Here is a 26981-nt window from a genome sequence, read left to right as displayed (position 1 = left end):
ATATTCGAATGTCGTCTCCACTTGGCTATGCACTCACCCAATCGTCGTTTTTAACCGGCAATGCTCAGACTGATAGCCTGATCTATGGCACGCAGTGGCTGAGCCCCGACTTTGGCGGTGAAGATTTTTTTTCGACACGGCTGACCTACAGTTTTGTAACACCCGGCCAATCGTACTTCGCCAAGGATTACAGCCCTGACAACGAATTCCTGAACAGTTTCAACCTGACCACCGCGCAACAGACGGCTATAACCAGCGCCCTCAGCACGTGGAGTTCGGTGGCGAACATCAAGTTCACACTGGTCAGTGACAACATCAACAGCGCTGGCGATCTGCGATTCGGTGGATACGCGGGCATGGATCCGAAGACCGCTGCGTGGGCGTACTTTCCAGATAGAACGCCATTGGCAGGCGACGTATGGATCGGGCCATCGACAAACAATCCGGACCCGGGCAAAGGCACTTACGACTACATGACGTTCGTGCATGAGATCGGTCATGCGCTGGGCCTCAAGCATCCTTTCGAAGCCAGTGCATCCAACAGCAACGTGATTTCGCCGTTGCTGGACGACTCGCACTTCACGGTCATGAGTTACAACAATGCCTACTCGTTCCAGCCAACCACGCCCATGTTGCTGGATATCCTGGCAATCCAGAAGCTATACGGTGCCAACATGCTTTGGCAGAACGGTGACAACGTATACAAATGGGGCGCCAATCAATCGGTTTTCGAGACCATCTGGGACGCCGGCGGCAACGATACGATTGATGCCAGTAACCAGTTAGCGGCCGTCAGCCTGAATCTCAACGAAGGAGCCTTCAGTCAAATAGGCAAAGCGTTCACCGACGGCACCAACCTGCTCAATGATGGTTTGGCGATTGCCTACGGTGCGCAGATCGAAAATGCTATCGGCTCAGCCTTTGACGACACGCTCACCGGTAACGACCTGAACAACACCCTCAATGGCGGCCTCGGCGCGGACACCATGATCGGCGGCGCGGGCATCGACACTTATTACGTCGATAACGTCAACGACGTGGTCATCGAAACCGATGCTTCGCTGACCGCATTCGACCGGGTGTTTTCCAGCATCAGCTACACCCTCGGCGCCAACGTCGAGAACCTGCTGCTGATCGGCAGCGACAACATCAACGCCACCGGCAACGAAGTCAGCAACCGCCTGGTCGGCAACGATGGCAGCAACACGCTCGACGGTGGCCTCGGCGCCGACCGCATGGAAGGTGGCGCTGGCGTCGACACCTATTACGTCGATAACGTCAACGACGTGGTGATCGAAACCGACGCTTCGCTGACCGCACTCGACCGGGTTTTCGCCAGCGTCAGCTACAGCCTCGCCGCGAATGTCGAAAACCTGCTGCTGATCGGCAGCGACAACATCAACGCCACCGGCAACGAAGTCAGCAATCGTCTGGTCGGCAACGACGGCAACAACATTCTCGACGGTGGCCTCGGCGCCGACCGCCTGGAAGGTGGTCTGGGCAATGACACCTACATCGTCGACAACGTCGGTGACACCATCACCGAGAGCAGTACATTGATCAGTGAAATCGACACTGTTCGCTCTTCGGTCGACTGGACGCTGGGCGCCAACCTGGAAAACCTCGTTCTGACCGGCAACGCCCTCAATGGCACTGGCAACAGTCTGAACAACACCCTGACCGGCAACGATCAAAACAATACTTTCGATGGCGGTCTCGGCGCGGACACCATGATCGGCGGCGCGGGCGTCGACACCTATTACGTCGATAACGTCAACGATGTGGTGATCGAAACCGACGCTTCGCTGACCGCACTCGACCGGGTTTTCGCCAGTGTCAGCTACAGCCTTGGCGCCAACGTCGAGAACCTGCTGCTGACCGGCAGTGACAACATCAACGCCACGGGCAACGAAGTCAGCAATCGTCTGGTCGGCAACGACGGCAACAACATTCTCGACGGTGGCCTCGGCGCCGACCGCCTGGAAGGTGGCCTGGGCAATGACACCTACATCGTCGACAACGTCGGTGACACCATCACCGAGAGCAGTACATTGATCAGTGAAATCGACACTGTTCGCTCTTCGGTCGACTGGACGCTGGGCGCCAACCTGGAAAACCTCGTTCTGACCGGCAACGCCCTCAATGGCACTGGCAACAGCCTGAACAACACCCTGACCGGCAACGATCAAAACAACACACTCAATGGCGGCCTCGGCGCGGACACCATGATCGGCGGCGCGGGCATCGACACTTATTACGTCGATAACGTCAACGACGTGGTCATCGAAACCGATGCTTCGCTGACCGCACTCGACCGGGTGTTTTCCAGCATCAGCTACACCCTCGGCGCCAACGTCGAGAACCTGCTGCTGATCGGCAGCGACAACATCAACGCCACCGGCAACGAAGTCAGCAACCGCCTGGTCGGCAACGATGGCAGCAACACGCTCGACGGTGGCCTCGGCGCCGACCGCATGGAAGGTGGCGCTGGCGTCGACACCTATTACGTCGATAACGTCAACGACGTGGTGATCGAAACCGACGCTTCGCTGACCGCACTCGACCGGGTTTTCGCCAGCGTCAGCTACAGCCTCGCCGCGAATGTCGAAAACCTGCTGCTGATCGGCAGCGACAACATCAACGCCACCGGCAACGAAGTCAGCAATCGTCTGGTCGGCAACGACGGCAACAACATTCTCGACGGTGGCCTCGGCGCCGACCGCCTGGAAGGTGGCTTGGGCAATGACACCTACATCGTCGACAACGTCGGTGACACCATCACCGAGAGCAGTACATTGATCAATGAAATCGACACTGTTCGCTCTTCGGTCGACTGGACGCTGGGCGCCAACCTGGAAAACCTCGTTCTGACCGGCAACGCCCTCAATGGCACTGGCAACAGCCTGAACAACACCCTGACCGGCAACGATCAAAACAACACACTCAATGGCGGCCTCGGCGCGGACACCATGATCGGCGGCGCGGGCATCGACACTTATTACGTCGATAACGTCAACGACGTGGTCATCGAAACCGATGCTTCGCTGACCGCACTCGACCGGGTGTTTTCCAGCATCAGCTACACCCTCGGCGCCAACGTCGAGAACCTGCTGCTGATCGGCAGCGACAACATCAACGCCACCGGCAACGAAGTCAGCAACCGCCTGGTCGGCAACGATGGCAGCAACACGCTCGACGGTGGCCTCGGCGCCGACCGCATGGAAGGTGGCGCTGGCGTCGACACCTATTACGTCGATAACGTCAACGACGTGGTGATCGAAACCGACGCTTCGCTGACCGCACTCGACCGGGTTTTCGCCAGCGTCAGCTACAGCCTCGCCGCGAATGTCGAAAACCTGCTGCTGATCGGCAGCGACAACATCAACGCCACCGGCAACGAAGTCAGCAATCGTCTGGTCGGCAACGACGGCAACAACATTCTCGACGGTGGCCTCGGCGCCGACCGCCTGGAAGGTGGCTTGGGCAATGACACCTACATCGTCGACAACGTCGGTGACACCATCACCGAGAGCAGTACATTGATCAATGAAATCGACACTGTTCGCTCTTCGGTCGACTGGACGCTGGGCGCCAACCTGGAAAACCTCGTTCTGACCGGCAACGCCCTCAATGGCACTGGCAACAGCCTGAACAACACCCTGACCGGCAACGATCAAAACAACACACTCAATGGCGGCCTCGGCGCGGACACCATGATCGGCGGCGCGGGCATCGACACTTATTACGTCGATAACGTCAACGATGTGGTGATCGAAACCGACGCTTCGCTGACCGCACTCGACCGGGTTTTCGCCAGTGTCAGCTACAGCCTTGGTGCCAACGTCGAGAACCTGCTGCTGACCGGCAGCGACAACATCAACGCCACCGGCAACGAAGTCAGCAACCGTCTGGTCGGCAACGACGGCAACAACATTCTCGACGGCGGTCTCGGCGCCGACCGGCTGGAGGGTGGCTTGGGCAGTGACACTCTGATTGGCGGTATGGGTACCGATAATCTGACTGGAGGAGCAGGTGCCGATACCTTTGCCTTCAATGACTGGAGCGAGTCGGGCATTGGAAACCTGCGCGACATCATCACCGATTTCAGCAGCGCACAAGGCGACAAGATCGATCTGTCGAAGTTTGACGCCAACCTGCTGACTGCCGGAGTCAACGGGTTCAGTTTCATCGGTGCTGCTGACTTTACCGGCGCAGGCCAAGTGCGCTTCGTTGACCACATTCTTTCCGGCAATGTCAGTGGCAATGTCGGGGCGGACTTCGAAATCCAGCTGGTGGGGGTCAACGCATTTACCGCTAACGATCTGGTGGCCTGACCTTCATTACCGCCATTTGCGGCCTGCCTTGCAGGCCGCACGTCAAAAAAAGCCCTGACTGGTTCAGGGCTTTTTCACACTCGGCGTTCATTGCCTCTAACCGAGGATACCCAGCCCCTTGGCCCGGGCCACCGCCTGCGTTCGCCGCTCGACCCCCAGCTTGCTGTTGATATGGCTGGCATGGGTTTTCACAGTGTGCAGAGAAATGAACAACTGCTCGCTGATCTCCTGATTCGAACAGCCCTGCGCGATCAGGCGCAAGACCGCCAGTTCTCGACTACTGAGGTGTTCCGACGTGGCGCAATCCGCCGTCGAGCGGGCCGCTGACGGTGGAAAAAGCGCCAGCAGTTGCTGACTGACCGCACTCAAGGGCGTCAGCATCAATTGCCCGCGAAACCAATCCGAGTGCTTCATCAATGCTTCGAACGGTTGCAGAACGCCTCCAGATGCTGCCTCTAACGCCTGAACCAGCGCCTTGCGCGCTTCCGACTCCCGCGCCCCGACCAGCAGCAATGCCACTTTCTGCGTCAATGCCATCACGCTGAGCAACTGCCGGCCGGTTTGCTGGCCGTTTTCATGCAACACATTCAAACGCCCTTCGGCGAGCATCGGTTGCCCCTGAATCATGTCCAGCAGTGCTTGTTGCAGTTCCACATGCAGCGGCAGCTGTGGATGAAACTCGGGCGGCGCGGCAGCGCGTTCGCCCGTATAAGTCTGACCAAGGCGCGCGAGCCAGGCTTCGGCCAGGTCGGTACGGCCCTGTGCGAGCCACAGCTCACATTTGACCAGGGTGATCATGGCCAGGTAGTAGATCGGCGGCACGTCCCAGATGTGCATCAGGCGTTCGGCTTCGGCAAGCTCGGCAAAAGCCTTGGCGAACTCGCCAGTGCTGCCGTCCAGGCGGGCGATCACGCAGTGACCGATCAACACGCTGATATCGCGACAGGCGCGTGCCTCGCCGATTCCCGCCGACAGCCGCGCGCGCGCGGCCTGCGGCTGCAGGCGCATGGCCAAAAGAAAACCCTCGTACAGCGTCAGCCGTGCACGCACCGCGTACAAGCGCTGTGGCGACAAGCCACGCAAGCGTTCCAGCCCCTGATGGACTTCATCGAGTGCACGCAGAATTTCACCGCGTGCCTGCAAGACACGGGCTCGGTCGTAATGCGCCAACGCTTCGAACAAGGGATTGCCGACGCGTTGCGCCAGCTCCAGGGACTCGCGATTCAGCCCACGGGCGCGCCACAGATCGCCATCGGCAATGGCCAGATTGGACAAGGTCGATAAGCACATCAGCCGCTGGCCATAACGTTTGGCCGGCAGGCTTTCCAAAGCTTCACTGCAATACTTGAGAGTCAGCTCACGATGGCCGCGGCCACGGGCAATGATTCCGCTCAGCGCCAGCCATTGCGCCAGCATCGATTTCTGCGCGGTGGCTGAAGGCGCCGGCAGGAAGCGACTCAGATGGCTGGACAACTCTTCGGCAGCATCGAGCTGGCAGGCCAGCCCCAGCGCCCAGCTGTACAACACAATCAAGCGCGGGGTGCTGATCAACAGGCTGTCTGGCAAATCCATTTTCCAGCGCAGCAGCATGCCGACGTTTTGCTCGGCCAGCAGTTGCTCCTCCGAGAGGTTCTGTACCAGATTTGCCGCGACATCCAGGTGCCCGGCGCGCAACGCTTGCTCCACGGCTTCATCCAGCAGCCCTTGTGCGTTGAACCAGCGACAGGCACGCAGATGCAGCGTTGCAGTCGGCACCATCGCCTGAGCAATCGGCCGACTGCGCAACAAATCAGAGAATAAATGGTGATAACGATACCAGTGACCGTGCTCGTCCAGCGGCACCAGAAACACCTGATGCGCCAGCAGAAAACGCAGGATCTCCGCGCTGTCATGGGCTTCGCGCACGGCATCGCACAGCTCGCTGCAAAAACGCTCCTGGGGGGCGGTGTCGTAGAGAAAGGCCTGCACTTCGGCGGGCAGGCAATCGATGACTTCTTCCAGCAGATAGTCGCGGATCAGCCCTTCCCCGCCGTTCAGCGCTTGTGGCAGCGCCGCATCGCTGCCGGCCTCAGACACCGCGAGCAGCCAGAACCGCAAACCGGCGACCCAGCCTTCGCTGCGCTGGATCAGGTTTTCCAGCGCTTCACCGCGCAGCGAACTGCTGTGGCGATCGAGCAAGGTCAAAGCTTCGTCGTGGGTCAGGCGTAGATCCTGCTCGTGCAATTCGAGCAACTGCCGCGACAGACGCAAACGCGCCAGATGCCAGTCCGGGCGCTGGCGACTGGTGACCATCACCAGCAAGCCATCGGGCAAATGGTTGAGGAAAAACTGCAGGCAGCGATCGAGCACCGGGCCTTGGGCAAGATGGTAATCGTCGAGCACCAGCAGCAGTGGCGCGGCGGGATCGAGTTGCAGTGCCAACTCATCGAGCAAGCCATCGAGCCATTCTTCGAAGGCAAATGGCTGATGGCGTTGGCGCATTTTCAGCAGGCCGAGTGCGCGACTGCCCAATTGCGGAAAGTAGTCCTGCAAGCCTTCGAGCAAACGTTCGAGAAAGCGCCCGGGGTCGCTGTCGCGAGGGCTCAGCCCCAGCCAGAGACTTTGCCAGTGCGCCGGCAGACTCTGACAGAACTCCACCGCCAGCGAACTCTTGCCGAACCCGGCGGGGGCACTGACCAGCAACAGGCGCCCACCGAGCCCGGCCTGCAGGCGCTCGCAAAGGCGTGGTCGCAACACGTAGCCGTCAGGTAATGGCGGGCGAAAAAAACGCCCGTCCAGTGCCGCGACGGCAACGCTTGCGGGACCCGGAAGTGGGGACAGATCAGTCATGGCCGGCTCTTGTTCGAATTGCTGTTGGCGGCGTTGCAGATGTCCGCAGACTAGCCTTAAACGAACCGGTTATGAAGGTCGCTGCTACAAATGGCTACAAAAAGGCTACATCCGGCTGTAGACCCAACCCTGTAAAAACAAAAAAACGCCCCGAACCAGTCGGGGCGTTTTCACGAGGATGCGCCTCGGGTTACCGCAGGTTAGCGAACACCATCCTGACGCAGAGCGGCCGGGGTGAAGTCGCTGGTGGTGGCAGTGAAGCCGAAGTCATACGCACTCTTCTCTTCGTTCTTCATGCCCAGTGCCAGATAACGGCCGGACTGCAGGTCGTAAAGGGTTTCCAGGGCGTACCACGGCACCTGCTTGTCGTAGTAGTTCTCCGCATGCGCTTCGGCGACGCGCCACAGTTGACCACGACCGTCGTAGTGGTCGATCACCGCCGCTTGCCAGGTGTCCTCGTCGATGTAGAAGTCACGCTTGGCGTAGATGTGACGCTGACCTTCCTTGAGGGTCGCCACCACGTGCCAGACGCGACGCAGCTCGTAACGCGCCAGGTCCTGGTTGATGTGGCCGGCCTTGATGATGTCGGAGTACTTCAGCTTCGGATCGTCGAGCTTGTAGCTGTCGGAGGCGATGTACATCTCTTTCTTGCCTTCGAGTTTCCAGTCGTAGCGATCCGGCGCACCGTTGAACATGTCGAGGTTGTCGGAGGTACGCAGACCGTCGGCGGCAGTACCCGGACCGTCATAGGACACTTGTGGCGCACGACGCACACGACGCTGGCCAGCGTTGTAGACCCACGCCGAACGTGGCTCTTTTACCTGGTCAAGGGTTTCGTGCACCAGCAGCACACCGCCGGCCAGACGCGCCGGCGCGGTCACTTTCTGCTTGAAGTAGAACAGGATGTTGCCCGGGTTTTTCGGGTCGTAATCCTTCATCTTGTCGCGGAACACGAACTGATCCTGGAAGTACACCAGGCTGTACGAGCCGTTCGGTTGCGGCGTCGCCTGAGTGACCAGACGGGTCACGCTGCCGCCGCGATAGCGGGTGATGTGGTTCCAGATGACTTCCACACCGGTTTTCGGAATCGGGAACGGTACGGCGGTATCGAAGTTTTCCAGGCCGTTGCCACCAGACACCAGGTTGGTGGTGGTGGCGTTTTTCTTGATCGCGGCGAACACGTCATCCGGCACGGTTGCACCGCGGTGGGACGGATACACCGGCATCTTGAAGGTTTCCGGGTAACGCTTGAACATCGCGTACTGACCCGGTGCCAGTTTGTCCTTGTACTTGTCGACGTCTTTCGCGGTGATGGTGAACAGCGGTTGCTCACTGGCGTATGGATTGGACAGGAAACCCTTGCTGTCGACCGAGCCGGCATTCTTCGGCAACGGCTTCCACGCCGGGATCGAACCGTCGGCGTTACCGGCCATTTCGGCGCCCATCGGCGTCAGGCTCTTGCCCAGTTTGTCGGCTTCGGCAGCAGGCACCGCGGCCATGACGCCGGTCGCCAGCAGCGACAGGCCCAGAACACCGGCGTGGAACAGACTCTTTGTTATTTTCATAAATTCGTTCGTCCTGAAATGCAGTGCTTAGAAGTTCACGCCGAAGCTGAGCGCAACGAAGTCGCGGTCATCCACAGTGGTGTACTTGCCGTCGAAGAAGTTGGTGTAAGCCAGGCTCGCGGTGTAGGTGTTCTGGTATTCGGCATCAACACCCAGGCTGACCGCTTTGCGACCTTCCTCGAAGTTGCCGCCAGGGCCTGGCGAGTAACCGCTGACGTCGTGGGACCAGGCCACGTTCGGCTTGAGGTTCACACCGGCGAAGACGTCGTTGTATTCCCAGATGGCACGACCGCGGTAGCCCCACGACATTGATGTGGTGAAGCCGTCGTTGTCGCAATTGCGGCTGCGGTTGTTCTGCGGCGAACCCGGCCCTGCACCGTTGATGGTGCTGGCGTTGAGAATGTTGGCGCAGGTATTCACACCGCCAGTGGCCGGCAACTCGCCCGGGCCATACACCGGATCGCGGCCATAACGCTTGTCGGAACGGCTTTCCAGCCCGCCGACGTAGGTCGCGCCGACTTCGCCGACGAGGGTCAGACGGCTGGCGCCCATGACCTGATCGAAGAAGTGCGTGAACGTGGTCTGGATCTGGGTGATTTCCTTGCGCTCGTAACCGTGCAGATCCTGACCGGGCACACCATTGAGTATCGAAGCGTTGGTCAGTGCGCCGCCGATCGGACGCACACCGGCGAACAGGATGTCGGTGGAGTTCAGTTGCACCGGCGCGTTCGGACGGTAGCTGATCTCACCGCTCCAAGCGGTACCGGTAGGCAGCGTGGTGGAGAAGCTCAGACCGTAGAGGCGAATGTCTTCAGGGTACTCAATGAAGTAATTCGAGTTGCCCGCGACCAGCAGTGGTGCGAGTGCGGCAAACGGCCCCGGCAGCGCGCGCGCGGTGTTGTAGACCGATTGCGGTGCACCGGTGGCGCTGAAGATCGGCGCACGGCTGTGGTAGTTCATGAAGTAGGCGCCGAACTCGGTGTCGAGCGGCTCGTACATGTACTTGAAGGATGCGCCCCACTGACCGCTGTCGCGGGCATCGCGGTCCGGACCACGGCGCACCAGAACGCCTTCTTCGTTGACGTTGACGCCGTTGGCGGCCAATGGCCCCAGGGCGATGGCCGGGATCTGTGAACGCTTGTTCAGCACGCGCAGGTTGTCGTTGCAACCGTCGGCAACGATGTCCGGCTGCGAGAAGAACGTGCCGCAGTTATCGACGACAGTCTGGTCCCATTCCAGCTGATAGAACGCTTCGGCCGAGAGGTTTTCGGTCAGGCTCTGCGACACATAGAACATGTTGACCGGGATCAGGCCTTCCTTGATCTCGGCGCCCGGACGACGGAATGCAGACACATCGATCGGGTTGATCGAGTTGATGCCACCACCGATGAAGGTACTTTCACCCCAGCTCACCACCTGCTTGCCCAGACGCACGGAACCCGGCTGATCGGCGATCGCGTAGTTGTGGTAGACGAAGGCGTCGAGGATCTGCCCGCCGGACGACTTGGCGCCCTCTTTGCGGCCCGAATCGCTGATGTCCTTGAACTCGCGGCTTTCATCCTTGAGTTCGAAGTCGTACCAGTATTTGCCACGGACGAACACGCCGGTGTCGCCGTATTTCAGTTCAAGGTCATGGATGCCCTTGAAGATCTTCGAAAAGGTTTCGCCGCTCTTGAAGTTGGCGTGGCCATCGTCAGAAGTCTGCGACAGACCATGGCCGCCGTTGTTGACGCCGATGAGGTTCTTGTTCGGGCTCTGGGTAGACCAACTGGCACCGATCGACAGGGACGAGTCGAACTGGCCTTCGATTTCACCGACGTTGAAACTGACGCCGAATGCGGGCCCGGCGAGCGAAGAAGCAAGACTGACTGCCAGAGGCAGTTTCGCCCGGCGCCAGAACTGGTTTACTGAGGTCATCGACGCTACTCCATGTGCATTATTGTTATGGCAGTGAGTACTTTTAAAAACGCCTGAAGGACCGGGTGCCAGAGACAACCCGAAATCACTCCAAAGATGCATCGCCCCGTTTTGTGCGTGTGCCCCGTTCTTAAAAATCCTTGAGCGGACTATAGCCAGCAGGTGGTACTGCTTGATCCCTCTAAAGTGTGATTTGCAGCTGCCAACCACTCTGGAACAGTCCTTTCGCCAGTCCGACAGATGTCGGCACGGCAAGGATGGCCTAATTTTTCGATTTCACAAGCCAAGCGCTTGCTTGGTGGGTCTGGCGCGCCGGTTTCGGCGCGCCAGCAGACACTTAAAGTGTCGAAAGGAAGGTGCTGTTATTGGCCTGCCATTCGGTGATGTCGAGGCGGATGCGCTTCTTGTCGAGCTTGCCGACACTGGTCTTGGGAATTTCGGTAACAAGGGCGATCTGACTCGGAATCGCCCACTTGCTCAGGTGGCCCAATTCCACGAACGGTTTGAGGTGTTCCTTGAGTTCGCGTGCCCCGATCACGTGCCCTTCGCGGATCACCAGCAAGGCAAACGGGCGCTCGCCCCACTGCGGATCGGCGATGCCCACCACTGCTACTTCGCGTACCGCGACGTGACGGCTGATCAGGTCTTCGAGGTCCAGCGAAGAGATCCATTCGCCGCCGGTCTTGATCACGTCCTTGATGCGGTCGCGGATATCGATCACGCCCATGCTGTCGAGCGTGGCGACGTCGCCAGTGTGCAGCCAGCCGCCGGCCCAGAGCTCGGCGCCCTTCTGCGGCTCATTGAAATAACCCTCGGTGAGCCATGGCGCACGCAACACCAATTCGCCTTGGGTTTCGCCGTCGGCCGGGAGAAAGTTACCCTCGGCGTCGACAATCGCCGCTTCCACCAGCGGCCCGGGCACACCGGCCTTGATCCGATAGGTGGTGCGTTCGTCTTCGGTGCCCGCCATCAACTCGTCATTGAGGTGCGCACAGGACACCAACGGACCCGTTTCCGACATGCCGTACGCGGCGGTCAGCTGAATGCCGCGCGCCTTGGCGGTTTCGTAGAGCGTGCGATTGAGCGCGCTGCCGCCAATGACGATTTTCCAGCCGCCGAAATCGGTGCCTTGTGCGCCTTTGGCGTTAAGCAGCATCTGCAAAATGGTTGGCACGCAGTGGGAGAAGGTGACCTTTTCCTTGCGCCACAACTCCACGAGAAATTCCGGATCGTAACGTCCCGGATAAACCTGTTTCAGACCCAACATCGTCGCTACGTACGGTAGACCCCAAGCGTGAACGTGAAACATCGGCGTGATCGGCATGTACACATCGTTGGTGCCAAGCAGGCGCACGCTGTCGATCGAGCCCATGATCGTCGACACGCCCATGGTGTGCAGCACCAGTTGCCGATGGGTGAAATACACGCCTTTCGGGTTGCCGGTAGTGCCGGTGGTGTAGAACGTAGTGGCGACGGAGTTTTCGTCGAAGTCCTGGAAATCGTACTGCGCACTGGCGGCGGCGAGCAGTTGCTCGTACTCGCCGAGCAGATTCGGCAAGTCGGCAGTCTTCTCCGGCAGATCGGTCAGCAGCAGGGTTTTCTCGACCGTGGTCAGGTGCGGTGCGATCGCTTGGTACAGGCCAACAAACTCGCTGTTGACCAGCACAAAGCGGTCCTCTGCGTGGTTCATGGTGTAGAGGATCTGCTCCGGCGACAGACGCACGTTGATCGTGTGAATCACTGCGCCAATCATCGGAATCGCAAACATGCATTCCAGATAACGGTGACTGTCCCAGTCCATCACCGCCACCGTGTCACCGGCCTTCACACCGGCCGCCGTCAGCACATTGGCCAGGCGTGCCACCCGTTCGATCAGCGTCGGGTAGCTGTAGCGCAACTGGTCACGGTAGATGATCTCGCGGGTTTTCTCGTAACGGGCGCCGGACATCAGCAGCCGTTTGATCAGCAATGGATACTGGTAGGCCCCATCGGCCGGGGGAATGACGCGAGTCTGCAACATAAGAATCCCTTTTCTGACTGCACGGTGTTGGCGTAGAGATTGGTACTCTAGAACCCTTATACGCCAGCCAAATCAGCCAAAGGAATGATTTGCAAAGTCGTACAAATGCTAGCTTTGCGCCAGCATTTGCCGGGATTCGCTTTCTATCAGGCAGTTTGCCCTACAGCCTCTTCAGAAGGCGTGCGTGGGAAAACCACCGCAGCGAGGAAGGTCAACGCGCCGAAGCCCGCGAGAATCAAATACAGGCCTACGAAACCTTGGCGCGGTTCGACATAGGAAATCAGCGGAATCGCCGTCGCACTGGCACCGAACGATAAACAGTAACGCAGGGCGAAGACGCGCGATTGCCATTGCGGGGCGACGAAGTTGGCAACCATCGCATCGTTGACTGTTACCTGCCCGAACACCACGAACATGAACGCTGCACCGAGGGCGATGACCGCCCAGCCGTCGGCATAAGCCAGCGCGAACAGCAGCGGTGCCTGGCACAACGTGAGCACTACAAACGGCCATTTCAGGCTGAACCGGTGCAAAACCCGCCCAATACTCAACTGCGCGACCGCGCCAAAGGCATAGGCCAGACTGACCACCACACCGAGGGTTTGCGGCGAGGCGAACAGCTCATGCAAACGCTCCTGAAACAGTTTCGGATACGTCATGGTGGTGGCGTTGAACACCACGCCGCCGGTGGCCGTGGCCAGCGCCAGCACGCCGAACACCATAATCATCGAAATACGCTGCCCGGCGGCTCCCTTGAGAGGCGTGTGCGCACGCTTCGGAATCGGTTCTTCGCGCACCTGCAAGGCGAAGCCAAAACCCAGCACAATCGCCACCGCACCCGGTAACAGAAACGCCGAGCGCCAGCCGAATTGCGCCACCAGCAACCCGGTAATCAGCGCCGAAAACGCCACGCCAAGATTGCCCCACATGCCGTTGATGCCGATTTCGCGGCCACGGTTTTGCGCGTAAGCAACCAACATTGCCGTGCCGACCGGGTGATAGATCGCGGCAAAAATGCCGATCAGGGTCAGGCCGATCACCAGCATGGTCGGGCTGTTGCTCAGGCCGGTGAAAATCGCCGAAGCACCGATGCCGAAGAAAAACACCAGCATCATCTGCCGCCGACTCCAGTGATCGCCCAGCCAACCGGCGGGCAGCGAACAGGCGCCGAAAGCAATAAAGCCTCCCAGCGATAGTCCGATCAGCGTGGCGTAATCGAGACCGAAGGCTTGGGTCATGCCGAGCACGGCGGCGGGAAAAATCAGCATGAACATGTGATCGATCACATGCGCGGCGTTGATGTAGCGGATGACGTTTCTCGATTGATTCATGGCGGCACGCTTTACGTTGTTGTGTGCCGCCTATGCTAAGTTGGCGAAAAAGCGCATTCCTGCCAAAAAAGTCATCGAATCCGACATGTTAATCAGCCACTTCGAACACGGCCCGGTGAGCGCCTATCCCCGGGATTATCTGGACGGCGCGCACCAACCGTTGCATCTGCATCGCGAGGCGCAGTTGTTGTATGCCGTCAGCGGGATCATGCGCGTGGTCACCGAACGCGGGGCGTGGGTTATTCCGCCGAGCCGCGCGGTATGGATTCCGCCAGAGGTGGCGCACGAGATTTTCATGAGTGGCGATGTGCAAATGCGCTCGTTGTTCATCGCTCCCGAGCTGTCACCGGCCAGCCTGCAACAGTGTTGCGTGCTGGCGGTGACGCCGTTGTTGCGCGAGCTGATCCTGCGCGCGGTGCAAGGCCCGCCGCACGCCGACAATCCGTTGATTCAGCAATTGATGCTCGAAGAACTGGCCAGCCTGGAAAACCTGCCGCTGCATATCCCGATGCCCACTGACCGGCGCCTGCAGAACATCTGTCTGGCGCTGCTGCACACCCCGGATCACCCGAACACCCTGGAAGACTGGGCGCAGCAGGTCGGTGCCAGCTCTCGGACATTGGCGCGGCTGTTCCAGCAACAATTGCAGATGAGTTTCAACGCCTGGCGCCAGCAACTGCGCTTGATGGAAGCCCTGCCACGCCTGCTCACCGGGGACAGCGTGCAACGCGTGGCGCGGGATCTGGGTTACGGCAGTGCGCGGGCGTTCAGCGCGATGTTTCGGCGTTTGCTTGGGGAAAATCCTCGGGACTACCTGAATACCCTGAGCAAGCTCAGCGCACTCGTTTAGGAATTCCCCCCTGTGGGAGCGAGCTTGCTCGCGAAAGCAATCTTCCAGTCACCTGTGATGTCGACTGATCCGACGCCTTCGCGAGCAAGCTCGCTCCCACAGTTTGATCGCGTTTTTCAGCTCTTAGTGCATCTCGGTAAACGCGATTTTCACGCCGAGCGCGATCAGCACCGCGCCCATGGTGCGATCGAACCAGTGGCCCATGCGGGCGAAGCCGGCACGCACGCGTTGCTGGCTGAACAGCATCGCGACGAGGCAGAACCACAGGGCTGTTGCGACAGCCAGATAAACCCCGTAACCGGCCTGTATCGCCAGTGGCGTATGAGGGTTGATCACCACCGTGAACAGCGACAGGAAGAACAGCGTGGCTTTCGGATTCAGACCGTTGGTCACAAAGCCCGAGGTGAACGCGCCGCGAGCGGTGCGCACACCGGCCTCTTTGTGCAGATCATCGGTCACGGTTTTCGCCGGTTGCGCACGCAAGGCTTTGAAACCGATGTACAGCAGATAAGCCGCAGCGGCCCATTTCAAGGCGTTGAACAGCACGATCGATTGCGACACGATCAAGCCGATACCGAGCAGCGAATAACCAACGTGGAGGAAAATCGCCGTGCCCACGCCCAGTGCAGTCCAGGTGCCGGCGCGGCGACCGTGGGTCACGCTCTCGCGCACCACCACGGCAAAGTCCGGGCCGGGGCTGGCGACGGCCAACAGATGGATCAGTGCAACGGTCAAGAACTCGGTCCAGTACATGAGGGCTCCTTTCGGCCAAGCGTATCAATTTGTTTCATCTGGTAGGCTCGGCAGATTACGCCCAACGCTCACAGCACAAAAGGTACAGTTGATGACGAACACGCGCCGCGCGGTATTCCTTGATCACCCTTCGCTGGATCTTCGCGATCTGGACCTCAGTCCATTGCGTGATTGTTTCAGCGATTTGCAGTTGTTCGCCCAGACCTCGCCCGAGCAAGTTGCCGAACGCCTGCAAGGCGCCAGCGTGGCGATCAGCAACAAGATCCTGATCGACGCCGCCGCGATGGCCGCCAATCCCGATCTGAAACTGATCCTGATCACCGCCACCGGCACCAACAACGTCGACCTCGCCGCCGCCCGCGCTCAGGGCATCACCGTGTGCAACTGCCAGGGTTACGGCACGCCGTCAGTGGCGCAGCACACGATCATGCTGCTGCTCAACCTCGCCACGCGCCTGGCCGATTACCAGAAAGCCGTCGGCGAAGGTCGCTGGCAGCAGGCGAAACAGTTCTGTTTGCTCGACTATCCGATTGTCGAGCTGGAAGGCAAAACCCTCGGCCTGCTTGGGCATGGCGAACTCGGTGGCGCGGTAGCGCGGCTGGCCGAAGCCTTCGGCATGCGCGTGTTGCTCGGGCAGATTCCCGGGCGCCCTGCTCGCCCGGATCGTCTGCCGCTGGATCAACTGCTGCCACAAATCGATGCCCTCACTCTGCATTGCCCGCTCAACGAGCACACGCGCCACTTCATCGGCGCCCGCGAACTGGCCTCGATGAAGCCCGGTACGTTCGTGGTCAACACCGCGCGTGGCGGGCTGATCGATGAACAGGCGCTGGCCGACGCCCTGCGCAATGGTCATCTTGGCGGCGCGGCCACCGATGTGTTGAGTGTCGAGCCGCCGACGCAGGGCAATCCGTTGCTCGCGGCAGACATTCCACGCCTGATCGTTACGCCACACAACGCCTGGGGCAGCCGCGAGGCACGCCAGCGCATCGTCGGCCAATTGACCGAAAACGCTCAGGCGTTCTTCAGCGGTAAGGCGCTGCGGGTCGTCAGTTGATAAACTGCGGCACTTTTTTTTGAGGAGCAGTTATGGATCCGCGCAGTGAAGTACTGCTTCGTCAGCCCGAGTTGTTTCAAGGTTCGTTGTTGTTGGCCGGTTTGCCCGCCGATGATTTGCTCGGGCGCCTGCCCAACGCATTCGGCTGGTGCTGGCATGCCGGCGATCAAGCCGCACTGGACGCCCGTTTCGAAGGGCGCAGCCATTTTGGCGTGAACATTCCCGAGCGCGAGTTTGACAGCGCCGTGGTGTTTCTGCCCAAGTCCAAAGACCTGACCGATTACATTCTTAATGCCGTGGCCTCACGTCTGGCCGGGCGCGAAGTGTTTCTGGTCGGGGAAAAACGCAGCGGCATCGAAGGCGCGTCCAAGCAGCTCAACCCGTTCGGCAAACCGCGCAAGCTCGACAGCGCGCGTCATTGCCAGCTCTGGCAAGTCACCGTGGCCAACGCCCCTGAAGCGAAATCCCTGGAAAGTCTGGCGCAGACCTATGAATTGCCTTTGGCCGAGGGTCCGCTGAAAGTCATCAGCCTGCCGGGCGTATTCAGCCACGGTCGCCTGGATCGCGGCAGCGCCCTGCTGCTGGAGCACCTGGACAAACTGCCGAGCGGCCACCTGCTCGACTTCGGTTGCGGCGCAGGCGTGTTGGGCGCTGCGGTCAAACGTCGCTATCCGCACAACCAGGTCACATTGCTGGATGTGGATGCGTTTGCTGCTGCCAGCAGCCGTCTGACGCTGGCGGCCAACGGTCTGGAAGCTGAAGTGCTGACCGGTGACGGTATCGATGCCGCGCCGATGGGTTTGAGTGCGATTCTGAGCAATCCACCGTTCCATGTCGGCGTGCACACCGATTATTTCGCAACCGAGAACTTGCTACGAAAAGCGGCCAAACATCTGAAAAACGGCGGCGAACTGCGGCTGGTCGCGAACAGTTTCCTCAAGTATCAACCGCTGATCGAAGAGCATCTGGGCGTCTGTGCAATCAAGGCTGAAGGCAATGGTTTCCGCATCTACCGGGCCAAGCGCGGCTGAAAATTTGTTCTTGCTCAATCGGATTTGCCTAGGCAGAATCCGCTCCGTCCTAGGGGAGTAGTCTCCCACGAGCGCCAAGCTCGTCCGGCATACGTCAACATACTTGATCCTCAGATCATGGCGTATGCGACCCAAGCGTCCGCAACAGACGGATCGCAGGGTTTGACAAGACCTATGACACGCACACCTTACCCGGGGCGGGAAGGCTGTACGTGTCATAGCCGTGTCGACCCGCCCCTTAGGAAATCCTGATGCTGGACTCGTTACTCGTTCCCACCGCAATCGTTGCCTTGGCCGAAATCGGCGACAAGACGCAACTGCTCGCGCTGATTCTCGCCGCTCGCTTTCGCAAACCCTGGCCGATCATTGCCGGTATTGTCGCCGCGACCCTGGCCAACCACGCAGCAGCCGGTGCGGTCGGCGCCTGGTTCGGCAGTTTCTTCTCGAATGCGACACTGCACTGGATTCTCGCCGCAAGCTTTACGGCCACAGCGCTGTGGACGCTGGTGCCGGACAAAATGGATGACGATGAAACCAGCACCGCACGCAAGTTCGGGCCGTTCCTGACCACGCTGATTGCGTTCTTCCTGGCTGAAATGGGCGACAAAACTCAGGTTGCTACGGTGATGCTCGCGGCACAATACCCGGATCTGTGGCTGGTGATTATCGGTACCACCGCTGGGATGTTGATTGCCAACGTGCCGGTGGTATTGGCGGGTAACTTCGCCGCAGACAAGCTGCCGTTGACCCTGATCCGTCGCCTCGCGGCTTCGGCATTCATGATTCTGGCAATCGTCGCGGTGTACAAAGCCATGCAGAGTAGTGGCTGGGTGTGACGGCGTAAGTCGATAGACCGCGTCAGCGTTCTTCGTCGGAACGCCGCCCGCAGACAGGCTCGCTCCCACAATGGAATGCATTTCAAAGTGGGAGCGAGCCTGCTCGCGAATGGGCCATCAGCCTCGCTGCAAAACCATCAGGATTTCGGCGCTTGTTCGTACAGCGGCATCACCTTCGGAATCGCCGCCTGCAGCGAAGCAATCCGGCTGGCCGAGGCCGGGTGGGTGCTCATGAACTCCGGCGGCGCGCCTTCCGACGCCTTGCTCATCTTGTTCCACAAGGTGATCGCGGCGTTCGGGTTGTAACCGGCGCGTGCGGCCAGCTCAAGACCGATCAGATCGGCTTCGTTTTCATTGGCACGGCTGTTCGGCAGGGTCATCCCGTAGTTAGCCACGGTGTCGGCCAGCGCCAGACTGTCCTGACCCAGACCGAGCAACGCACCTGCGCCTTGTTTGGCCATTTCAATCCCGTAGGCCTTGGACATCGCTTCACGACCATGCTCGCGCAGGGCGTGGGCGATTTCATGGCCCATGACCGCAGCGATTTCATCGTCGGTGAGTTTCAGGCTGTCGATCAGCCCGGTGTAGAAAATGATCTTGCCGCCCGGCCCGCAGTTGGCGTTGAGCTCATCGCTCTTGATCAGATTGACTTCCCACTGCCATTGCGCCGCATCCGGACGGAAGTTCGGCGCCTGGGCGATCAAGCGATTGGCAATTGCCTGAACCCGTTTGGCCTCAGGACTGGTCTTGTCCAGCACACCCTTGCTGGAGGCTTCACCGACAGTCTTCTGATACGACTGGGCATACATCTGGTCGACCTCTTGCGAGGACAGCATGCTGAACATGTACTGCTTGCGCTCCACACCCACGGCACCGCCGCTGGTGGTGTTGACCGACTGACAACCGGCCAGCAACAGCGCTGCGCTCAGTGCACTTACAACCAATGTCTTGTTCATTCAAAAGCTCCCTGAAAACCTGTCGCGTATCCTAGGCGGGTAATTGTATCGGCGCCAGATACAACGGACGTGTTACACGGTCTTTCAGACGCTTTCCACCCTGACTGTCGTAAAAAATTCACACCACCTGCCCTGCCGCTTGCAACAGCGTCGTGCACTGATCCATTTGCGACATCGGCTGGCAATTGCACCTGCTCACACTCATGGCCCAATGCCGGCTGCCGATACATCAGCGCAGACGTCCTCTTGCGTGCGGAGCTCCCATGAAGTTCAAGTCGATCCAGTTTTCCGTTGCGGCCCTCGCCGGCGCCATCGTACTTAGCGTGGTGGCCGCGCTGGTGCTGTATGCGCTGTTCTCCGGTGCGCGCACGCAAGAAATGGTGCAACAGCGCACCCAGGCGCAGTTCGAACAAGTCATCGAACAGCGCCTGACCTCGCTGGCGCAAACCCAGGTCAGCCAGATCCAGCGCGAGCTCGAAGCGCCACTGCTGATTGCCGGCGGACTGGTACGGGTCAACGCCCTGCTCGGCACACCGGGCGTCGATGGCCAGCCGCGCCTGAGCGTCAGCCGCGAGCAGTTGATCAGCCTGATCAAGGAAAACGTCGAAAAAAACCCGAAGATTCTCGGCACCTACATCGGCTGGGAGAGAAACGCCCTCGACCACAATGACGCGGCTTATGTCGGCACCAGCGTGGTCGGTATCGACGCGGCCAACGGGCGTTTCCTGCCGTGGTGGTTCCGCAACGATGACGGCACCCTAGGCCTGGACAAACTGGTCGACGTCGACGACCAGAAAACCCTGTCCACCGGCGTGCGCGCCAGCGAGTACTACCTGTGCTCGAAAGAGAGCAAAAAATCCTGCGTGATCGATCCGGCGCCGTACAAAGTCGGCGACAAGATCGTCATGCTCGCCTCCTTTATTGAACCGATCCTGCTCGACGGCGCCTTCCAGGGCATCGTCGGCGCCGACCTGTCGGTGAACTTCATTCAGGAAATGCTCCTCGGTGCCAACCAGAAGTTGTACAGCGGCGCCGGGCAAATGGCCCTGATCGGTGGCAACGGACGGATCGTCGCGTACACAAAAGACCCGAGCAAATTCGGTGAAAAAGTCAGCGACATCCTCGACACCGAGCAGACCGCCAACCTGGCCAATCTCAAACGCGGTGAAGTGACTTATTCGGTCAACAAGGACAAGGGCCGCATCGAGTTGTACCTGCCGTTCGGTATCGGCCAGACCGACGCACGCTGGACATTGATGCTGCAATTGCCGCTCAACGCGGTGATGGCCGACCTGCAAAAGCTGCAGAGCGATCTGGAGGTCCAACGCAAATCCGACACCTTCGGCATGGCCATGGTCGGTCTGCTCATCGCCGGCCTCGGCCTGCTGGTGATCTGGCTGGTCGGCCACGGCATCGCCCGACCGCTGAAGCAAATGGTCGCGATGCTCAATGACATCGCTCAGGGCGAAGGTGATCTGACCCGACGTTTGAGCAGTGATCGCAGCGATGAACTCGGCTCGATCGCCAAGGGCTTCAACACCTTCCTCGCCAAGTTGCAGGCGATGATCACCCAGGTGGTGACGTCGGTGCAGAGCGTCAGCGATTCCTCGGAGCACACCGCCGACATCGCCATTCGCACCAACATCGGTATCCAGAAACAAATGGCTGAGATCGATCAGGTCGCCACGGCGGTGCAGGAAATGACCGCCACCGCGCAGGACGTCGCGCGTAATGCGACGCAGGCGGCACAAGCGGCCAGTCATGCCGATCAGGCAGCGAGTCAGGGCATGCAGATTGTCCGCGATACGTCCAATTCGATCGGCGTGTTGGCGCTGGAAATCGGCAAAGCTGTAGATGTGGTGCAGACCCTGGCCAAGGACAGCGAAAACATCAACGCCATCCTCACGGCGATTCGCAGCATCGCCGAGCAGACCAATCTGCTGGCCCTGAACGCGGCGATCGAAGCGGCGCGTGCCGGCGAGCAGGGTCGTGGTTTTGCCGTGGTGGCGGACGAAGTGCGCAATCTGGCGCAGAAAACCCAGAAAGCCACCGAAGAAATCCAGACCATGATCCAGCAACTGCAGCAGGGCACTCGCGATGTCGTGCGGGTCATGGAAGACAGCCAGAACCGTACAGACGAAAGCGTGCAGCACGCGGCGAAAGCGGCCCAGGCGCTGGAGACGATCACGCAGGCGGTGTCGGTGATCAACGACATGAACACGCAGATCGCCAGTGCGGCCGAAGAGCAGAGCGCGGTGGCCGATGACATCAATCGCAACGTGATCAACATCGGACAAGTGGCCAATGAGGTGGCGGGCGGTGCGGATGAATCGAGTTCGGCGAGTGCGGACCTGACCAAACTGGCGGAACAGCAGCGGCGGTTGATCAATCAGTTCAAGGTTTAGTGATCTATTAGCGCAAGGTGACTTTCAGTCAGGCCATATAACCGTCCTTGCGCTCATCAACCACCCGCCTACTTGATAAAAAGATCCGCACTGACAATCGGTGACGGATTGCCTGCTTCATCCGTAGCAAAAGTGCAATAACGCACGTTATGTGTTTTGGTTATGGTCATCTCTTGACTGAACAGAGAGTAACCACTCTGACTGTGGCAGTCGGTTGCATCGAGCACACCATACTTAAAATAGGATTTGATATTTTCGTTAAGCCGGACGGATGTCCCCACCTGCCATTCAGTCCCGCTATCGAATGTAGAAATCTTCGGCACCTGAACCGGAGCCGTATTATCTATTTGGCGCAACTGAACCGTCGCATAATGCGGGTATGGCCAGTCTGGCTGGCCATACCGTTTACCGATAACGCAAATAGCCTGGACGCCTTCACTGTTATCGACAGCCAATCCTGTCAGGGGTTGATTGACCACCTTGACTGCCTCGCCATACCCTTCTGACCGTTCACACTGGATGGAACTGGCAGCACCCGTTTTGTAGCGAACAAATTCATAGCTGTCTTCAATCCTCAGATTCCATTTGGCCGGTCGTAACTGACCGTCACTTTCCAGAACCTCGGAGCGCGTCGACCACGATCCTGTTCGCAGCAGTCGAACTCCGGTACCCGGATCAAGTTTACTCAAGTCCAGGGTATTATCAGCTCGAAGCGCCGCCAGAATGCCATCCACCGCATTGGTATAAACACCCTCAGGTCGACTGATCAATCCGGACCCGGTTATTTCACAGGGGCGGGCATACCCGCAACCGGAATACTCAGCAGCGGTTGTTGTCGACAGCACACCGATTACACGGTTGCTACCCTTGGTAAAGACAGGTGACCCCGAAGAGCCTCCAGAAACGCCAATGCAGTCATTGGCGCGTGCCTTTGGCCAAAACCACGGTAGCTCAGGCCTGATCGGAAAGTCGCTTTCGAAAACAGCCACAGGCGGCTGTGATGAACAAATTGAATGCCGTAGATAATGATCAGGAAAAAAACCCTCAGGAATATGTACAAGGTCAATGTCAACATCGGAGGTTTCAAAGTTTTTTAAAACGGCAGGCTTAATGCCTCGCGAGCGAAGTTCGCCATAGGTAACGTCCAACTGCAACAACCCGATATCCGCACCTTTCATACTCGAATAAACAATACGATTTATGGAATATCTATAATGATCACGGACATTGTCATAAAAATAAGCGGGGATAAAAAAATAATTCGGTGATACCGGCATGTCTATAACGACATCATTACTACCTATCATACTGGCGTCACGAGCACAGTGATCAGCAGTGATAATAAGAGCAGGTTGATCAGATTTTGGCGTCGCGTTGCTCGCCACAAGTGTTGCCGTGCATTCCCACCCCGTGGAACCGGCCGTACCTCTCATTTTACCGACAGCAAAGAATCGCTCTGATCCCGTCGCGGTAGCTGATAACAATGGAGGTAGCTCAGACGAGGACAATACGTTACGGGCCGTACTGGATATAATCATGCTACCCGCATAACTTGTATCAAACCAAAGGCTCACGTACACCGTTGCAAGCAGATAATTCCTGAACAGCTTGGCAAGTAGACGGATAACACTCATGGAAAGCATTCCTTTTTATACTTACTGAAATCGTAGAATTTCAAGTACCGCAGGAGGAATACGCGTGTTAGTCCCATATTGTCTACTGTCAGAAATTACAGGTAGCTGGCTTTTCTGGACAACGCAGCTACCGCTTGTCGAACATCAGACAGGCAATATCAAATGCCTTCAACCCGGAGTCAGACACTCGGGCCCATTGAGCTTTGGATCATTGATCAGGTTTGCCAGCACCCGCTCGCGCAAGGCCGCCGGTTCGCTGGCCAGCAACCCCTGCAACACATGTAGCGGCGTCTCGGGATCGAGCCACGCCACCTGCCCGGCCTCATCGAGAATCAACGGCCGGCGCTGACTCGAAGCCGGCTGCGTAATCACTGCCGTGCTCAACCACACCTGCTCCTGCACCGGATAAGCCTCCCAGATCGCCGCAAAAAACAGTGATGAGCCCTCCCCCGGCGTCAGCCAGAACGGACGCTTGCGCTGCGTCCCGCGCCATTCGTAAAAGCCGTTGGCCGGCAGCAGACAGCGACGCTGGCGCAGCGCCTCACGAAACATCGGCTGCTCGGCCACGGTTTCCGCACGGGCATGCGCCGGGGTTTTCGACAGATCGGTCAGCCACGGCGGCGTCAGCCCCCAACGGGCGCGCGCCAGGGTGTGCTGGCCGTCTTCAGCGGCGCGCAGCATCAACACCGAATCATTGGGGGAAATGTTCCACTGCGCCTGCTGATCGGCGGGAAAACCTGGCAGGGCCGCGAAATCGCGGTTCCAGCGAAACAGGGCATAACGTCCACACATGGGGCAACACGACTCTGAAGTAAAACGAAGCGCAGCCTAACAGACCAGCGTCCCGGGGAAGCTCTCCGGCTCATCGCCGGGCAGCGGCAGCGCGGCATTGTACGCGGTGATCAGCTCGCGGGCGTATTCGGCCTGATCGTTATCCACAGACAAGCCCAACAGACCGAAGATCGGCAGCTCGCCCGTTCCACCGAGCAAATCGCGACCAATCAAGTGCGCCTCGATGCCTTCGCTGGCGAGCATGCCCTTGAGCATTTCACCTTCCATCAGGTTTTCCGGCTCATAGATTCGCTGCATGGGCGCGCCTCACTCGTTTTCGCTGAAGACTTCCAGATGCCATTCCTCTCCATGAACCTGCAATACAAACGTGATCGGCCGACAACACACCTGACAGTCCTCGATGTAAGTCTGATCTCCACCGGACAGGTCCAGCGTCGTCTCTACTACTTCCCCACAATAAGGACATTCGTAATCAGCGGTTTCCAGCATCGCGGTCTCCCAAGTGACTTGTGCGTATAATCGCCGGTCTATTTGCAGGGCTATTTTTGTCTGGCTACTTTTTCAGACCGTGCCCCGCGGGTTTTCGATCAAAACCTTTACTTACCCTAGCCGTTTCCAACAAGAGAGCATGATGGGCGAATTCGATGCCATCCGACCTTACGACGACAGCGAAGTACCTGTGGTACTGGCAAGACTGCTCGGCGACAAGGCGTTTCTAGATATCCTCACCCACTTCCGCTTCCCGCGTTTTGCCGGCGCCTTCGGCTGGATGCTCAAACCACTTATAGCCCATCGGCTGCGTCGTGAGTTCGCCGACGTGACCTCGGTGGCGACGTTGCAGGACAAGGTCGAGTCCTACGTCGACCACACCATCGAGCGCGCCACCGACGGCGTGACCTACACCGGTGTCGAGCAATTCAAGTCCGGCAGTGCCTATCTGTTCATCGCCAACCACCGCGATATCGTCATGGACCCGGCCTTCGTCAACTACGCCGTGTACCACGCCGGCCTGCCAACGCCGCGCATCGCGATTGGCGACAACCTGCTGCAGAAGCCGTTTGTCAGCGACCTGATGCGCCTGAACAAGAGCTTTATCGTTCATCGTTCGATCACCGGCCGTCGCGAGAAAATGGCCGCGTATCAACTGTTGTCGGCGTACATCAACCACTCGATCCGTAACGATTGTGCGTCGATCTGGATCGCTCAGGCCGAAGGTCGGGCGAAGGACGGCGACGACCGCACCGAGTCAGCGATCCTCAAGATGTTCCACATGAGCCGCAAGGACGAACCGTTCGGCGAAGTCATCCGCTCGCTGAACGTCACCCCGGTGTCGATCAGCTACGAATATGACCCGTGCGACCAGGCCAAGGCCCGCGAGCTGTACATCCGCGCCACCACTGGCACCTACGCCAAGGCGCCGGGCGAGGATGACGTGAGCATTGCCAAAGGCATCACCGGCTACAAGGGCCGCGTGCACGTGAACTTTGCCGCGCCGATCACCGAGCTGTTCGAAGACACCAAGCAATTGGCGATCGAAATGGACAAGCAGATTCTCGGCGGTTACCGCTTGTTCCCGGTGCATTACCTGGCCTATGCGCAGTGGGCTGACGCCGATCCGCAACTGAGCGTGCCGAAAGCTGCCGAGGTGTTTCCGGCGGATGAACTGGCCAAGGCGCAGGAAGAATGGCAGAGCCGACTGGACGCTTGCCCGCAAGAGCATCGTCCGTATCTGGTGCTGCAATATGCGACGCCGGTGCGTAATCAGTACCGGGTCAAGGCTGGGCTACCGTTGTAAACGGTTGCCAGCAGACGCAAAAACGGCGCCTCCGGGCGCCGTTTTTTTATGCCTGAAGCATTTAGAAGCGCGTGCTGATCCAGGAAACGATCAGGGCCAGCCCGAGGCAAGCAAAACCAAAACGATAGAAAAACCGGTTCATGCGCAAGGTCGCCCAATCCAGGATTGGCTCGGCATTCGGCTGCGCCTGACGCTGGGCGGCAATGCTGGCCATCGCGCGCTGTTCACGGCGGCGGGTGGCGTGCAGCAGCCAACTGCCCGGAAACGCCAACAACAACGCCAGCAAGTTGATCAACTTGGCGGGATGGGCGGTAAACAGCGTCATCAAGTGCAGCGACATCACAGACCTCTATCTGAACCGGTATGGCAGGCGCCAGATCGACGACCGCGGCGCGGATTCTACCGAAACCCGAGTGCCCTGCCCCAGGCTTTGCGACAAATTACCTGACAATCGACCGATGGCTGTCCTGTGTCACGGCTTCGTCATGTGGATGCACCAAGATGTGCGCCTCGAAACGCACATGGAACGCGACATGCTTCACGCTGAAAACCAGGATCGTCTGTACCTCATCACCCCCTACGACGAACAACAGAGCCTCGTCGGCAGCCTTGCCTTCAATGTTCAGGACCGCCATTGGCTGGTGTATTGCGCACTCGGCGGGCATCAGCATGCAGATTTGCCTGAGACTGACTTGCTGACGGGCGTTAGCGTGCTCGACTTCTATTCTCAGGCGGCCTGAAAAAAGCAAAAGCACCCTCACCCTAGCCCTCTCCCGGAGGGAGAGGGGACTGACCGAGGTGTTTATTCGAGATACATCGACCTGAAAAACTCGAGTTGAACTCCGGTTCTGAAAAGCCCCCGATCGGCTCCCTTTC

General features: G+C 59.0%; 19 protein-coding genes, 2 pseudogenes and 1 riboswitch. Of the genes and pseudogenes, 9 read left to right on the top strand and 12 right to left on the bottom strand.

Translation table 11 applies throughout. From position 1 onward, the window contains the following. Nucleotides 1-8 precede the first annotated feature (8 nt). Nucleotides 9-4334: a M10 family metallopeptidase C-terminal domain-containing protein gene (locus tag HUW52_RS06715; protein ID WP_175553237.1), complete on the top strand. Its 4326-nt coding sequence runs from the start codon at nt 9-11 to the stop codon at nt 4332-4334. Nucleotides 4335-4430: 96 nt separating this feature from the next. On the opposite strand, the gene HUW52_RS06710 is transcribed toward HUW52_RS06715, so the two are convergent. From HUW52_RS06710 to HUW52_RS06690, 5 genes are all read right to left on the bottom strand, one after another. After that, on the bottom strand, nt 4431-7163 hold the full coding sequence (locus HUW52_RS06710) for a LuxR C-terminal-related transcriptional regulator (RefSeq protein WP_175553236.1): 2733 nt from the start codon (nt 7161-7163) through the stop codon (nt 4431-4433). 200 nt (nt 7164-7363) lie between these two features. Next, a complete protein-coding gene (locus HUW52_RS06705; RefSeq protein WP_016985156.1) occupies nt 7364-8728 on the bottom strand; it encodes a DUF1329 domain-containing protein in 1365 nt (454 codons plus the stop codon). A gap of 27 nt (nt 8729-8755) precedes the next feature. Beyond that, a complete protein-coding gene (locus HUW52_RS06700; protein WP_016985157.1) occupies nt 8756-10645 on the bottom strand; it encodes a DUF1302 domain-containing protein in 1890 nt (629 codons plus the stop codon). 337 nt (nt 10646-10982) lie between these two features. Continuing rightward, a complete protein-coding gene (locus HUW52_RS06695; protein ID WP_175553235.1) occupies nt 10983-12665 on the bottom strand; it encodes a fatty acid--CoA ligase in 1683 nt (560 codons plus the stop codon). Between the two features lie 146 nt (nt 12666-12811). Next, the gene (locus HUW52_RS06690; RefSeq protein ID WP_016985159.1) at nt 12812-13996 is read right to left on the bottom strand and encodes an MFS transporter; all 1185 of its coding nucleotides are present in this window, start codon (nt 13994-13996) and stop codon (nt 12812-12814) included. Nucleotides 13997-14081: 85 nt separating this feature from the next. Here HUW52_RS06690 and HUW52_RS06685 point away from each other — a divergent pair, with 85 nt between their 5' ends. Then, nucleotides 14082-14846, top strand: a complete 765-nt coding sequence (locus tag HUW52_RS06685) for a helix-turn-helix domain-containing protein (protein ID WP_175553234.1) — start codon at nt 14082-14084, stop codon at nt 14844-14846. 123 nt (nt 14847-14969) lie between these two features. On the opposite strand, the gene HUW52_RS06680 is transcribed toward HUW52_RS06685, so the two are convergent. Next, nucleotides 14970-15599 carry a LysE family translocator gene (locus HUW52_RS06680; protein ID WP_158955574.1) on the bottom strand — a complete coding sequence of 210 codons (630 nt, stop codon included), beginning with the start codon at nt 15597-15599 and terminating at the stop codon, nt 14970-14972. A gap of 91 nt (nt 15600-15690) precedes the next feature. Between HUW52_RS06680 and HUW52_RS06675 the strand changes: the two genes are divergently transcribed. From HUW52_RS06675 to HUW52_RS06665, 3 genes are all read left to right on the top strand, one after another. Next, on the top strand, nt 15691-16656 hold the full coding sequence (locus HUW52_RS06675) for a 2-hydroxyacid dehydrogenase (protein WP_175553233.1): 966 nt from the start codon (nt 15691-15693) through the stop codon (nt 16654-16656). Between the two features lie 32 nt (nt 16657-16688). Next, complete coding sequence (locus tag HUW52_RS06670; RefSeq protein WP_016985162.1) at nt 16689-17687, top strand: class I SAM-dependent methyltransferase; 999 nt, start codon at nt 16689-16691, stop codon at nt 17685-17687. Between the two features lie 40 nt (nt 17688-17727). After that, nucleotides 17728-17850, top strand: a riboswitch (yybP-ykoY riboswitch). An 88-nt stretch (nt 17851-17938) separates the two neighbouring features. Beyond that, on the top strand, nt 17939-18523 hold the full coding sequence (locus tag HUW52_RS06665) for a TMEM165/GDT1 family protein (protein ID WP_007912813.1): 585 nt from the start codon (nt 17939-17941) through the stop codon (nt 18521-18523). Nucleotides 18524-18660: 137 nt separating this feature from the next. Here HUW52_RS06665 and HUW52_RS06660 read toward each other — a convergent pair whose 3' ends face one another. Further along, complete coding sequence (locus tag HUW52_RS06660) at nt 18661-19479, bottom strand: M48 family metallopeptidase (protein ID WP_175553232.1); 819 nt, start codon at nt 19477-19479, stop codon at nt 18661-18663. A 203-nt stretch (nt 19480-19682) separates the two neighbouring features. Between HUW52_RS06660 and HUW52_RS30685 the strand changes: the two are divergent. Beyond that, a pseudogene (locus HUW52_RS30685) lies at nt 19683-21029 on the top strand (HAMP domain-containing protein); the annotation flags it as partial. A gap of 345 nt (nt 21030-21374) precedes the next feature. Then, nucleotides 21375-21884 (top strand): annotated as a pseudogene (locus tag HUW52_RS30680) (methyl-accepting chemotaxis protein); the annotation flags it as partial. A 68-nt stretch (nt 21885-21952) separates the two neighbouring features. On the opposite strand, the gene HUW52_RS06650 reads toward HUW52_RS30680, so the two are convergent. The 4 genes from HUW52_RS06650 to HUW52_RS06635 all read right to left on the bottom strand — a co-directional run bounded on the left by HUW52_RS06650 (nt 21953) and on the right by HUW52_RS06635 (nt 24799). Further along, entirely contained in the window at nt 21953-23518 is a 1566-nt protein-coding gene (locus tag HUW52_RS06650; protein ID WP_175553230.1) for a hypothetical protein, read from the bottom strand. Between the two features lie 168 nt (nt 23519-23686). Continuing rightward, entirely contained in the window at nt 23687-24310 is a 624-nt protein-coding gene (locus HUW52_RS06645) for an SOS response-associated peptidase (RefSeq protein ID WP_175553229.1), read from the bottom strand. A 36-nt stretch (nt 24311-24346) separates the two neighbouring features. Beyond that, a complete protein-coding gene (locus HUW52_RS06640; RefSeq protein WP_007912819.1) occupies nt 24347-24607 on the bottom strand; it encodes a putative signal transducing protein in 261 nt (86 codons plus the stop codon). A 9-nt stretch (nt 24608-24616) separates the two neighbouring features. Beyond that, on the bottom strand, nt 24617-24799 hold the full coding sequence (locus tag HUW52_RS06635; RefSeq protein WP_016985166.1) for a CPXCG motif-containing cysteine-rich protein: 183 nt from the start codon (nt 24797-24799) through the stop codon (nt 24617-24619). Nucleotides 24800-24941: 142 nt separating this feature from the next. Between HUW52_RS06635 and HUW52_RS06630 the strand changes: the two genes are divergently transcribed. Beyond that, nucleotides 24942-26105: a 1-acyl-sn-glycerol-3-phosphate acyltransferase gene (locus tag HUW52_RS06630; RefSeq protein WP_026000615.1), complete on the top strand. Its 1164-nt coding sequence runs from the start codon at nt 24942-24944 to the stop codon at nt 26103-26105. 61 nt (nt 26106-26166) lie between these two features. On the opposite strand, the gene HUW52_RS06625 is transcribed toward HUW52_RS06630, so the two are convergent. Further along, entirely contained in the window at nt 26167-26445 is a 279-nt protein-coding gene (locus HUW52_RS06625; protein WP_016985168.1) for a hypothetical protein, read from the bottom strand. Between the two features lie 193 nt (nt 26446-26638). Here HUW52_RS06625 and HUW52_RS06620 point away from each other — a divergent pair, with 193 nt between their 5' ends. Then, complete coding sequence (locus HUW52_RS06620; protein WP_008083982.1) at nt 26639-26845, top strand: hypothetical protein; 207 nt, start codon at nt 26639-26641, stop codon at nt 26843-26845. Nucleotides 26846-26981: the final 136 nt, after the last annotated feature.

This window comes from Pseudomonas sp. 43A (assembly GCF_013363935.1).
GTDB lineage: Bacteria > Pseudomonadota > Gammaproteobacteria > Pseudomonadales > Pseudomonadaceae > Aquipseudomonas > Aquipseudomonas crudilactis.
This window is presented reverse-complemented; position numbering and strand designations above follow the sequence as displayed.